The sequence below is a fragment of the Sphingobacterium sp. LZ7M1 genome (genome assembly GCF_024296865.1).
Lineage (GTDB): Bacteria > Bacteroidota > Bacteroidia > Sphingobacteriales > Sphingobacteriaceae > Sphingobacterium.
On record NZ_CP101134.1, the window covers coordinates 4,500,356 to 4,513,192 of the forward strand.

At 31.8% G+C, this 12,837-nt stretch carries 10 protein-coding genes and 1 tRNA gene; 7 read left to right on the forward strand and 4 right to left on the reverse strand.

The window, feature by feature from the left end; genetic code table 11:
* Nucleotides 1-106: 106 nt before the first annotated feature.
* From NMK93_RS19310 to NMK93_RS19325, 4 genes are all read right to left on the reverse strand, one after another.
* The gene (locus NMK93_RS19310; protein ID WP_254526799.1) at nt 107-1,099 is read right to left on the reverse strand and encodes a FecR family protein; all 993 of its coding nucleotides are present in this window, start codon (nt 1,097-1,099) and stop codon (nt 107-109) included.
* Nucleotides 1,100-1,180: 81 nt separating this feature from the next.
* The gene (locus NMK93_RS19315; RefSeq protein ID WP_254526798.1) at nt 1,181-1,789 is read right to left on the reverse strand and encodes an RNA polymerase sigma factor; all 609 of its coding nucleotides are present in this window, start codon (nt 1,787-1,789) and stop codon (nt 1,181-1,183) included.
* A gap of 1,068 nt (nt 1,790-2,857) precedes the next feature.
* Nucleotides 2,858-4,174, reverse strand: a complete 1,317-nt coding sequence (locus NMK93_RS19320; RefSeq protein ID WP_254526797.1) for a site-specific integrase — start codon at nt 4,172-4,174, stop codon at nt 2,858-2,860.
* Between the two features lie 185 nt (nt 4,175-4,359).
* Nucleotides 4,360-4,432: transfer RNA gene (locus NMK93_RS19325), tRNA-Lys, on the reverse strand.
* Between the two features lie 207 nt (nt 4,433-4,639).
* Here NMK93_RS19325 and NMK93_RS19330 point away from each other — a divergent pair.
* From NMK93_RS19330 to NMK93_RS19360, 7 genes are all read left to right on the forward strand, one after another.
* On the forward strand, nt 4,640-5,770 hold the full coding sequence (locus NMK93_RS19330) for a site-specific integrase (protein ID WP_185218142.1): 1,131 nt from the start codon (nt 4,640-4,642) through the stop codon (nt 5,768-5,770).
* Between the two features lie 123 nt (nt 5,771-5,893).
* Nucleotides 5,894-6,832 (forward strand): hypothetical protein, encoded by a 939-nt coding sequence (locus tag NMK93_RS19335; RefSeq protein ID WP_185212695.1) that lies wholly within the window; start codon nt 5,894-5,896, stop codon nt 6,830-6,832.
* A 131-nt stretch (nt 6,833-6,963) separates the two neighbouring features.
* Nucleotides 6,964-7,461: a hypothetical protein gene (locus NMK93_RS19340; protein ID WP_185212696.1), complete on the forward strand. Its 498-nt coding sequence runs from the start codon at nt 6,964-6,966 to the stop codon at nt 7,459-7,461.
* Entirely contained in the window at nt 7,436-9,259 is a 1,824-nt protein-coding gene (locus NMK93_RS19345) for a hypothetical protein (RefSeq protein ID WP_185218143.1), read from the forward strand. Before NMK93_RS19340 ends, NMK93_RS19345 begins: the two co-directional genes overlap by 26 nt.
* 1,205 nt (nt 9,260-10,464) lie before the next feature.
* A complete protein-coding gene (locus NMK93_RS19350) occupies nt 10,465-10,734 on the forward strand; it encodes a hypothetical protein (protein WP_254526795.1) in 270 nt (89 codons plus the stop codon).
* A gap of 708 nt (nt 10,735-11,442) precedes the next feature.
* Entirely contained in the window at nt 11,443-11,895 is a 453-nt protein-coding gene (locus NMK93_RS19355) for a JAB domain-containing protein (RefSeq protein ID WP_099367470.1), read from the forward strand.
* 425 nt (nt 11,896-12,320) lie between these two features.
* Nucleotides 12,321-12,833 (forward strand): hypothetical protein, encoded by a 513-nt coding sequence (locus NMK93_RS19360; RefSeq protein WP_185212118.1) that lies wholly within the window; start codon nt 12,321-12,323, stop codon nt 12,831-12,833.
* Nucleotides 12,834-12,837 lie beyond the last annotated feature (4 nt).

Consider the following 12,837-nt stretch of genomic DNA (forward strand, 5'->3'; position numbering starts at 1 on the left):
ATTTCCATGTTTCATTAAAGGTCTAATTTTCATTTTTTTGATAAAATTTGGCATAACATTTCCTCACGGCTATTTCTAGCCGTTCATTAAACAGTTTCTTTAATAATTATTTTATTTTGAGTACCCGTATTTGGCCGGGATGACCTTGATCTTCAAACTTCAAATCATTAGCCAAGCTTATAATTTCCAATATATCGACTAATTGTTCGTCTTCGCCAAAAGTACCATAGAACGTCATGTCAACTTCCACGTCTGCATCAATCTGAAATTTCACATGGAAGTTACTTTCCAATTCCTTAAATACTTTGCTCAACGCAGCATTTTCAAAGCGAAGAGCCGACTTTAAATGCTTTAAATCTGTTTCAGGCTCAGACTTAATTTCTTTTGCAGACCTTTTCTTCTTCATTGACCATTTTTCCCCAGGTTTTAAAGTACCAATGGTACTTAATGCTCCTGCATGATTCTTTCGTTGTAACAAAACAGAACCGCTTATCAACTTGACACTCGTGTTTTTCCCATATTCGCTCACCCAAAATTCCGTCCCTAATGCGGTCGTTAAAATTGAATTCGAGAGCACTGAAAATGGGCGGAGGGTATCCTTCTTCACTTTAAAAAATGCAGTCCCATGCAATTCCAAAGCTCGATCTGTTGTATTGTATTTGGAATTCCATGACAATGTACTCCCTGCAAGTAGGTGCGCCAGTGAACCATCACTTAAGTAAAAACTGCTATCCTTCTGAACCCTAATTTGAAAGTCTTCTGCCTGCTGAATAGCGAGCTGCGGAGATCCTAAGTCGGAAGCTTTCTTCAGAAAATGAAATGACCCTACTCCGAGCAACAGTAAAAATACCGCCGCGACACTGATCCATCTTAAACCGATCTTGCTAATAAATGCTGTTGTCGATTTTTCGGTACCAAATAGCTGCTCATCAATTCGAGCTTTCAACTCGGCCTTCAATCCTGGATGAATCAGTCCCTCACTGTTTGAAACTTCTAATTGCTCCATCCATAACAAAAGCTTTTCTCGCTCCTGTTGATCAATCGTTCCATTGATATAGCCTGATATTAACCGATTTAATTCCTTTTCTTCTCGCTTCATACATTAGAGTAGTTGCATTAAAGACGAAAAGTACCACGCTATTTAAGTTAAGAAATTATGAATAAATTATTTTTAAAAAAATTAAGCTTGGTGGACGTACAGTACGAAAAGTATACCGGACAGGAATTCCATATTTTTATGAGAGATTTTTTTCCGAAGAAACTGTAGTGATTTTTGTAATTGGTTTTTGACAGTTTGGGATGATATGTCCAGCTTTTTAGCTATTTCATTAATCTTAAGGCTATCGCGAAATCGTAAATTAAAAACGACCTGCATCCGCTCGGGCATTTGAGTAACAGATTGATCGATTGCAAGCATCAATTCAGCATATTGTTTTTCTATATCTTGTTCAAAGTCAATCTGTTCAACTGTCTCTTCTTGAATCATTTGTTTAAACAGCATGACATGGGATTCCGCTATGCCTTTCTTACGGAAGTACATAAAGATCTTAAAGTACAAAGCCGAGGTTAGATACGGCTTTAGCGCGACTTCTATTTTTAGCTCTGTCCGCCTCTCCCATAAATCAACAAAAAGGTCCTGCAGCAAATCCATAGAGATTTCGACATCCCCGGTTTTCCTTATTGCAAGAGATAATAAATACTCCCAATATAATTCATATAATCTATCAAAGGCACCTTTGTCGGTATTATTAATTTGAGAAACTAACTTTTTGTCGATACAGATTTCCATAATTCGTTAATAATTTTAACTAAGCCCATTCAAATCTCCGTGTTTAATGTAACCGAAAGGTTAAGAAAATATGATTAAAATATTAAGGTATGTCTACGGCGAAACACTATTTGAAGATTTCCCTGCTGCAGTTCGATCCGGTAGTTTTATTTCTAAAAATCACTGTTCCCCTTCACCACTCTTCCTCCCAACCATATTCAACAACGCCAACTCACTCCCCTTTCAAACCAATGTAAACCCCTATCAAACCCATCTTGAATCCGGTTTGATAGGGGTTTAAATTGGTTCCACAAGGTACCCTACTCAAACAGTTCAAGGTCTAGTACATACTAGCAACGCCCTCGAAGAAAAGTCATCCGCATTAAAACAAATAGAAACGATAATTGCAGAAGCGGTAGAAAGCCTGCTTACTAAGATTCGACAGGTATTTGAATTAAGTCGCAAACAAGAATTGAGGTAATGAGAGTATCACAAACATTCTTAAAACTCTAACAACTCATGACAGCAACCATCATTTGTCTTGTATGAACATGCCCATGTCGAATTATACACCAGAAATGTCACCAAGAACAATATTATAGATAGAATGAAAAAAAGAACATTCAGGTAATATCAGCAAAATTGTTTACCTAGCAGAAACATAGCAAAAGGAATAGATGACAATAACTAATGCGGTAGACATTGACATATACGGCAAAATTCAATGTTCATTTGATAAAATGACAGACTTCTTTAAGGAAAATTTGAAATAACAATAATAAAGTAAAATGCAAAATTTCAGACATGCCTGGTTACAGGGGATGTACGGACTTATATTATACCAGTTCATTATAAAATAATTAATATTTTCTACGTGTCTTCGTTGTTAACCAAAGAAATAAAAACCAAGTTCCAAAAGCTACACAGAATCCTATCCAAGGAGTTTTCATACTTAGAGCAGCAAAGAAACCAATCGTTGATAAGAAACACGTTAAAAAGAATAAAAGTAAATTTTTCATGAATAAAATTTTAAGTTTTAAAAAATTAACTCTGTATCCAACGAATGGTAATCGTTGCATACAAATCAAGTTAAGCAGCTTTTTGCCTACTTATTTCTTTCTTCCTAATCATTTCCAAAATTTTAGGCTCTGATTTTCTGAAGAACTGCATTACTTTATTTTGGACGTCATCTATAATTCTCCAATCCTTGGCGATATAAATATCGGTGACACGATTCCCATTTTCGACATGGTTGAGTGCTAAAGCAACATCATCTTTACTCATCCTACAATCATTCCTAGCTGTATTTGCGAAGGTATGGCGCGCACGATAAAGAGTGACCCCCTCTACACCCGAAAGTTCTCTGAGTTTCTTCATTCCATGCTTTAATGCGGAATTGAAAGTGGTCCGGCTTGAATATCTTTGGGATAACTTGCCAATATATTTCTCCAATAAAGGTTTTGCTTCATCAATTATCTTTATACTAATAAATGCTCTGTCTTTTCGTTTCCCCTTAGTTTTTGATCGATTGTAGTCAACCCGGCCATTTCGAATATCGTCAGTAGATATTTTAAATAAATCAACAGCATTCATCCCGCACAAATAGAATGAGAGCATATATAAGTCCCGAGCGAGTTCAGCTCTAGTTTTAGGTAACACTTTACAATCTCGAATTCTAATAACCTCTTCAAGATTATTATTTCTATTTTCGGTAAGAGGAGCTGAGCCTACCTTATATTTTTTGAAGGGATAGTGTTTAATCAATATAATGCCCAGATCTTCATTATTGTAATGGTTCAACGCTTCATTAAATAATGTGCGAAGATCTCTCATATAATTATATAAACTAGTATCTGAAACAGGCTTTGAAACAGTAGTGACGGGCTTTCCTAACTGGTTTATTCGTGTTATTGTACGTTCAGATTTCAAGTAACGTTCAAACTGAACGAGCATATTAAAATGTATTTCATTTATTGAGACAGTTTCCCGATTAAAAAAATCAATGAGATGGTTACGTACTGATCGATGGTTGGCTGCCGAACCATCACGACCGTCATCCTTCTCTTGTTTAATATAGTTCGCACAGAACTTGATAAAATCAATTTCTTCATCTTTATTTTTGAGATAATCCCTTAATGAATCCGCGGTGAAAAAGTCAAGCTTCTCCTCGAGTTCACTAATCGTTTTACGGTAGTCCTTTAGTTTCTTGTCAACTATTTCAAGGACAAAAGAATCTTTAATACTAAATTCTTTTTTTCCTTTCACCTTGGTGAGTTGTTTTAGGGAAAGGAAATGAGGAGTGTCTATAAATTTTTTCTCCTCTTTGTGATAGACTCTAATTTTTACATTGTAGGTTCCATCTGCTTTTTTGTGGTGTTCATAAACCTTTGCGCTTACGGTTGCCATAATCTTTTCATTACCACGAAAACCTTTGTGACGTATTTGTGACGGTTTTACGTGAAGTTCAACAAAATACTATGCAAAACACACCGCTTTGAGGATTTTCAAAACGTGTAGGGAGGAAGTTTCAAACCACCCTAAGGAAAGCAAAAAAGCCGTTTTACGCAAGTAAAAACAGCTTTTTTTGAAAGTGACCCCGCTGAGGCTCGAACTCAGGACCCACAGATTAAGAGTCTGTTGCTCTACCAACTGAGCTACGAAGTCTTTTGATGAATCAAAGGTACAAGTCATCACAAAAAAATCAAATAAATTCTATAGTTTTTTGCGATTTTATGACAACTGTCTTTAATTATGGGTTTTCATTATGTATTAAATTACCTTAATAGTTACATTTTCCTTATCAATATTATTTATTGAATTTTCAAGTTAAATAGCTTTAATCTATTGCGAGAACGGTGCGAGAACAGAAAAATGAAAAACGTAAAGATTACTGCAAAGAAGGCATTAACACTATCAGAGAGATCTTATATCTATATAAAACTAGGAAACAAGAAGTTCAAGGAATACACTGGACAGAAATTAGGGATTGATATAAGACCGAACTCTTGCAGGACGTTAATAGAAAGAGATGAACAATTAAGTTTATTAGAATATGAATTTAGAAAGGCTATTGATTTTGGGAAATATCCGATTAGTAAGAATTCCCCTCTAATAATAGAGAAATCAAAAACTTTATCTGAGCTGTTAGACCAAGCAATTGAAAACAAAACCAAGGCGAATCTATCGAAGATGTATCTGGCGAATTTACGATCCCTAAAAATCAATTTTCAAACATTTCTTACCGAAGAGGAATTAGCCAGTGATATAAATCATTTGAAAAGATATAGAATTCAAGAGTTCCTCAATCAATTTAATTCAAGCGGAACCTATTATATGCACACAAGAAGGCACTTAAGAGCAATATTTTCGGAAATTGATAAAGATTATGAATTTAACACATCGATCATTACACGTACGGACAGAAGGAAATCAGTACCTATACTTCATAAGATCTACACAGAAGACCAAATTCATAAAGTTTTGGATTTTATTAAGGTTTTGCACCCTGATTTGTACCTCTGCTGTCTTATGAGCTATGGTTGTTTATTAAGACCACATAACGAAATTCGAATTCTCAAAAGAAGTCATTTCAAAAATGATTTTTCAGAGATACACCTTTCTGGGACAGAAAATAAAGGGGGGAAGATTAGAATAGTTCCCATCCCAAATTATGTTCGCCAAATTCTATTACCTAAAATTGAAAATCTGAATCCAGATGATAATATTTTTAGCAGGAACTCCATTCCAAGAAATAGATGTTATTTTGGAACTGCTTGGACTAGAATCTTTAATCAAATGAAGAAATCCAAAATTGTTGAATCCAATCAAACTATTTATTCCTTTAGACATAGTGCAGCGGTAAACGTTTATAAAAAAACCAAGGATTTACATATTGTTCAACAATTAATGGGACATTCAGACATGATTGTCACTTTAAAATACCTTCGTGGATTAGGAGTACATAATACTGATGAACTCAGGGATGTATTACCCGATCTATAACATTTGTCCCTTTTTTGCTTTTCCACATTATTATAGTTTAATACCCCTCAATAATAAATTGTAACTTTAAAAGCCCAAGATCATTGATTTGATCGGGCTTTTATTGCTATTTGGATTAACACTATGAAAAATGAAATTATTACGGAATACATAAATGTACCTACAGAAATAAACAAAGAAATTTTAAAGGATTATGTAAACTTTGAAACGGACGATAAAGAACATGTATTTCAGAAAATTTCAAGCATTTCAGTTCCATATATAATAGGATTCGATGAAAGTGATATAATCTTGGATGATTTCAATTCAATCAAAATTTATGATATAATTTTCAAAGATAATCAAGAAATCAGAGATTTAATTTTAGGAAATATTTTGACTTTAACGGCAATTTATAGACAATTGCTATGGGAAGGTAAATTATCATATTACCATGATATGAATTATGATGAATACTATTTAATTGATCAGGTAAAAAGAATCGATGAACTTATAGATCTTTTATTGATTAAAGAGAATTTAGAAAATGCCAAATTAAAAATCACATATTCAGATAATCCTAATTACAAACCGAAATCTGTCATTGATTTTCCATTAAAGACCAATCCGCTAATCTTTGATAAATTAGCAGAAGAGTTATACAATGATTGGGCAAGAACTTTTAATTTAAACACAGCAAATAGTAACATAAAATCGGAGTATTTACATGAATTGTATTTCCCCACAGCTACTTCTCAATCAGCTTTATATCTAACATTAAAAAAGGGATGGAAATGTGAGTTTTCCATCGAATCATTGAACACTCTGAAGGAAGAGGTAATGGCATGGAAAAGAAATAATAAAACGAAACCATACGACAAATTCCTAAAAGAAACTGCAAAAATCCTTTATCGATTTATCTCTGATCAAAGCCAGACTTACCACCTTAATGAAAAAAATAAACATCTCCTTATTTATAACGCTTTATTAGTTGGGGGTAATATACTTCATTATAAGGATTTTGATTTCTCACATCCATTCAATGATCAAAAAGAAGATTTTGTTAAAGCATTGATAAGATAATATCAAGTCATTGCTATTTATTATCAAAGGGGTACAATAAGTTCCCTTTTTTTGTTATTGTCCCCCTTAGGCATTTTTTCAATTTTATGGCACAATTCAGTAATTAAGCTGATTGTTTAAAACATAATAATATGAAAAAAACATTTTCAATAAATGAATTTATTTTTGGAACTGAAAAGGTAAAACCTATCGCCACTTTTAAACAATTTCTAATTTTCTTTAGATCTCTTGATGATAAATCTGGAAAGAAACTTTTCTCATTCTTTAAGGGACTGAAACATTTAGATACCTTTCAGATAGCTTTTGAGAATGGAAAAAAAATATATTTTTTAAAATTTAAACAAGACGAAAAAATATACCGCTTCTCCCCTCCTAATTCCCCAATCCTTGACAGTTTATTAGAGATTTCAAAGCAATATATCATTGAGATTGATTTAATGGAACTAATTTCAACGGCTGAACATTTTGAACTAGGTCAGGAGATAAATTCTTTAATTGAAACCAACGACGAAGAAGAAAATATTGAGGTTGATATTAATGTTATAAATTCCTTAAGAATAGCTTCACCAAATAGACTCAGAAATGCCTTAAGAAACCCTTTGGATGAGGAGGATCAAGATGGATATTAATAATATTGTTTTCGATAATTCTGATGGAAATTATTTGGATAAGGCATTTTCCGATGGATTACTCCCTTGCAACTCGATCATTTCTAAGAATATTACTGGTATAGGTGCAACAACAACAGAATTAAACTGTAATCGAAATTCAATTATAGTTGTTGATTCTCGAGCTATAATAGACAATAAGGGCGCTAAAAACCCTAATTTACTGATTGTTAGAGAGGGGATAAAGAATACTAGCATCATACAATACTTAATATCAGTAAAAATAAATCGAAAAATTATGATTACACCGGAGTCATTTTTCAAATTGATTGATGCATGTGAAACTCTTAACATTGATCTTTATACTGAATTCTTTATTTTGCTTGATGAGTGTGACAAAATAATTAAAGGCGCAAGTTTCAGAAAGGAATTTCCAATATTTATGGATACCTTCTTTAAGTTCAAGAATAAATCAATGATTACTGCCACATACATTCCACCTTCTGATCCAAGATTTGGCAATTTCAAAGTATACAATATTATCCCAAAACATCATACCCCAAAGACAATAAATCTAGTATTGACAAATAACACAATATTTGCTGCTAAATCTATTATCGAAAAAGAACCGGATAAGAATTGGCTAATTTTTGTAAACTCAAATTATATTATCAAGCAGATAATAAATTATACGAACAAACCAAGTGATTGTACTGCTTTTTGTGGAAAAGATTACATCAGATCTTATAGGGGTTATACATTAAATCATATTGGAACCGAAATAGACACTTCCAAATTTAAAAAGTATAATTTTTTTACTGGCCGTTATTTTGCTGGCTTGGATATTAATGTGAAAGACAACTACAGCATACTAATCATTAGTGACCCAGAAATTGTCAAGCATTCTACCCTAGATCCATTGACTGATGTTGTTCAAATTATTGGGAGGGTTAGAAATAAGAATGCAATTAAAAGCATCCAAGTGATTTGCAACCAAGATCCTAATATTGATTTCTTCACTGAAGATGAGTTGAAGGACTTTTTCAAATCAAGTGAGGATGATTACAATAGGTTATTTGAAAAGTTTGAAAAGGCGGATAATCCCAATTCAAAATTAGCTTATCATGGAATTTTAAAGCAAATGCCTTATTATTATTTTATCGATTCTAATAAAAAGAGAAGTTACTTCTTATTGGATTGCTACACATACTTTAATAAAATCAAATCCTATTATAAGTCGTATAATTCCATTAAAGAAGCTTTTATTGAATGCAAGTTGTACAACTCCAATTTGAAATATTTTGAAGTTAAAACGAGAAGTAAAATATGGGAATTCTCTATAACCTCACGAATGTTAAGTGCACCTAGTAAAATAGCATTTAGAGAAAAGTTAGTTGATCTAATAGAAGTTATTGACGCTTTTAAAAAAGGAAATATAGAAATCTCAATTGATGAGTTGGAAAAGAATATAACATTGTTCAAAATGATTTATCAACTTTATACAGAATCGGTAAGCATATCGACACTTAAGAAATGCGCAAGTGAAGGTGAACTAAAGGAACTCTATTTGAAACATACAAAAGATAAAGATCTGATGAATAAAGATTTTGTTGGGGATCTTTATAAACATATCGTTCCCGAAAATTGGTATTCTAGCGAAGAATTAAAAGAAATATACAACATCCAATTAAACAAAAGGAAAGTCAAGAATGTAAAAGCAACTCCTAGGGTGTACAAAATGCATTTTAAAATAGAAGAAAAATCAAAAAAAGTTAATGGAAAGACTATTAGGGGGTACGAAATTAAAGGTTATGCATAAGGTTACAAATTAATACTTTAAAACACCCCTCCAAAAAAATGTAACCTAAATTCTAAACATCACACCACTCTCATTACAGGGGAAATCTTACATTTAAGACTTCCCCTGTAAAGGCTGTGGATTGATCGGACATTTGTAATAACAACAAATCCTTTTGATATTTTATTGATTTTCAATTGGTTATTACCTTTCAATTTCAAACAAATAAGTTAAACCTTTTATTTACAGTTATTTATTAAATATAAGCCCCCCTATAAAGGCTGTGGATATGTCTCTTTCATATCTTAGGATTCGTTCAAATTAACCTCAATATGAATTAATAAAAACTGGAAATACATTTTAAATCATTAATTTTTAAAAGAATTAAACCTTTTCAGCTTTAATTACTACATTTTACTAGAAGAATTAAACAGGAAATCATTGCAAAAATTGTAACTATTTCAAAGAGATAAAAAACCGTTCTAATTAGCCTATTTTCTGGTTCAATATGTGCGCCCTCTTTTAGAAGCTTTTCCTTAATCATTTTAATTAATTCCTTAACCCTCGTAAAGAAATCAATAATTGGTTTGGTACTCATAACTTTATTTCTGCCTATGACAATAACAATGCTAAAATCATTAACATCAGCGTAAATGATATTTTAAAAAAATCAATTATTATTAATGTCATCGGATCCTTATAATCCTCCTCCTCAGTCTCATAGATATATATCTTTTCAAATTTTTTGTAAGACGTTTTTAATTCTTCGATTTTCTTTTTTAAATACAAAGCTTCCACAATCAATTTTTAACGCAAATTTTAACTATTGTTTAAAACATGGTAACTTAACATCACTAAGCCGTCGTATTAAATAAGTGTTTTACAAAAACACTTTTAATCAATCGATATTGGTTAATATCCTGTAAATCTTAACGTTAGTTTGGTTGAACAAAATTTTGTGCAATATCGGATAAAAAACTCTTTTTATTAGAATAAATTATAAAAAAACATCAATTTACTGTGAAATAATATATATTTTCGCTTTTGTAAAACAATTATTTTAAGTAATATTTGCAGTTAGTTTAAAGTGAATTAGGAATATCCTGGATTTTTGTTCAGGATATTTCTAAATATTTTGAGGCTTTTAAAATGAGCCATTCAACTTTTGTTGATACCATAAAATCCACCAAACCGTAAAATGTATTTCTATTTAATTTTGACTTTCAATGAAGAATGAAGAACTATTAATAAATCAAGCGAATTCCTTGATATTAGATCTTACGATTGCATTCGGTAAAGACCTACCTCCCATTGAAAATTTAAATCATCTGCATAAATCTGTAAGAAAAATAATTACCCCAGATTCTATGGAAGATACCAATGAACAATTAAACATATCTCTCGGAAGTATGTTTACTATTTTTCTTGAAAATGACACTACCATAATTGTGGATTCATCATATTTTGAACTATCCCAATATTTCAAAAAACCATAATAAAATAGCCATCTACCTTGAGATGGCTATCAGTTACCAAATTTTACAAATCTAAAATATATGGGATAAATATCTTTCTATTATTTGTCTTAGTAAATACCTAAGTCTAGGTATTTATTCAAAAATTCACTTTCATCATGGAATTTAAATAACCTTTTCCAACATAAACGAGTAAGAACCCCTTGGAAGTCACTCACCAAGGGACTCTTACTTTAGGCTAGATTGAAGAACAGAACCTCAAACTAAAAAAAATTAGTGAGGCAATTATGAAAAACAATTTACAATCTAACTATTAAAAAATTATTTTGTTTTATTAATAATTATAAATCACTATTGATAATGGTTAAAAGTGCGATTTAAGACGTTTACGTAATTAAAATTAAATTTTTATTTATCAGGCATTATTTAAACTTACTTTTTCATTTATAATCTTTATATTTATGCGTCCAAAACGTTAATTTTTAAATTACTTTTAATAATTAGGTGTTTTAGGGTTAACATTTATCCCTCGATCCATTCGGGGGATATTTTTTATTCCAATAGTTTGTTCCTTTTTATAAGGTTTAAATTTAATTCTTGATATCTTCGGATTCAGAAAAAAGCCCCCTCCCTCACATTATAGGGGGTATCTTTCCCTTGAAAGGTGTCTATAAACATCCCCCACGACTGTGCTGATATAAAATCCATATTCATTTTAACAACATCAGCATGAAAAATCTATTAAACGTATCAGAAATCAAAGTCGAATTTAAACCTAAATTCAAGCTTTCTCAATGTCCCACGGTTTCAAAATCGAATGAAGCCTATGACGTTTTGATCCAAGTCTGGGACAAAGGCCTAATGTCATTCCTTGAAGAGTTCAAGATCATATTGCTAAACAACGCAAACAGGGTTCTGGGAGTTGTTGACATAGCAATGGGAGGTAAGGACTTTGTACCAGTTGACATGAAGGTCATCTTCTCCATAGCTCTGAAAGCTTCTGCTTCAAAGATTATTTTGGCGCATAACCATCCTTCGGAAAAGTTAAAAGCAAGCTCACATGATATTGCAATCACAAAAAAAGCGGTCGAATGCGGAAAGCTTTTGGATATAGAGGTCTGCGATCATCTCCTGATGTCATCGGATTCCTACATGAGTTTAAGAGATGAAGGATATTTCTAAACGAATATGAATAATTCTTATCTTTGAAAAAGTAAAAATATTAAAGAAATTAAGCGTTAGCTTGAAGTTCTTGTGAAAGAGAAAACCTAGGAAATTTTCAATTTGCACAACAAGGACGGATAGGGTAACGTTCTACGCTATATATGAGCGTGGGACGTGCCTATCTGTTTGTTTGTGCAGGGTTCTCCTAGGTACCTCTCTCAGCAACAGCTCTAGGTTACGTCCCACGCTTTCTATTTATTAACCCGTTGATCTTTGGAACTTGATTGACACATAACAACTTTATTTGTTTAATTACGGTTTACCGTATTTGTTTATTATTAACTCGTTTTACTTTTGAAAGCGTTAACTGTTGTTTTGTCCCACGCTTTCTATTTATTAACCTTTCGAATTTGGACTATTCGATATTTAAATTAATTTAAGATATGATATTTTCTACAAACTCTGTTACTGGAATTATTTTCAATGATTTCATATTTAAAGGTCCTTCTTTTATAATAAAGAAGTTGAATGATATCGGCGGGAATATTATCGATGATATTTACGAAGGAAAAAAAATTAAATCAGGATATATTAGTCACTCAATGTTTGTTTCTAATGGGGAATTAATAAATGAATTATTAACGGCATCTGGTATTCAGCCTAATAATAGTCATTTCACGTTTGTTCCCAACAATCTTTTGGATGGACAAAATTTAGTTTCTTTAATTTTACTTATGGATCCAAGCATGTCTCCTGAATTTGGATTATTTGCGATGAAGCTCAAAGAGAATAAATTTGATATAGTTGTTGATCAAGAAAATAAATTTGTTGCATTAACAGATAAATATATTGAAAATGTTGGTAGAATTCAATTTCAAGCCATAGAGCTTCCAAATTCTTGGTTTAAATTTGTTTTACATATTAAACCTACTACTTCATTTAGAAATAAAATTTAAATAC

Coding starts and splice junctions, on each gene's coding strand:
- NMK93_RS19350 (WP_254526795.1), top strand. CDS start 10,465: ATGAAGAATGAAGAACTATTAATAAATCAAGCGAATTCCTTGATATTA.
- NMK93_RS19345 (WP_185218143.1), top strand. CDS start 7,436: ATGAGGAGGATCAAGATGGATATTAATAATATTGTTTTCGATAATTCT.
- NMK93_RS19315 (WP_254526798.1), bottom strand. CDS start 1,789: ATGGAAATCTGTATCGACAAAAAGTTAGTTTCTCAAATTAATAATACC.
- NMK93_RS19360 (WP_185212118.1), top strand. CDS start 12,321: ATGATATTTTCTACAAACTCTGTTACTGGAATTATTTTCAATGATTTC.
- NMK93_RS19320 (WP_254526797.1), bottom strand. CDS start 4,174: ATGGCAACCGTAAGCGCAAAGGTTTATGAACACCACAAAAAAGCAGAT.
- NMK93_RS19330 (WP_185218142.1), top strand. CDS start 4,640: ATGAAAAACGTAAAGATTACTGCAAAGAAGGCATTAACACTATCAGAG.
- NMK93_RS19310 (WP_254526799.1), bottom strand. CDS start 1,099: ATGAAGCGAGAAGAAAAGGAATTAAATCGGTTAATATCAGGCTATATC.
- NMK93_RS19340 (WP_185212696.1), top strand. CDS start 6,964: ATGAAAAAAACATTTTCAATAAATGAATTTATTTTTGGAACTGAAAAG.
- NMK93_RS19335 (WP_185212695.1), top strand. CDS start 5,894: ATGAAAAATGAAATTATTACGGAATACATAAATGTACCTACAGAAATA.
- NMK93_RS19355 (WP_099367470.1), top strand. CDS start 11,443: ATGAAAAATCTATTAAACGTATCAGAAATCAAAGTCGAATTTAAACCT.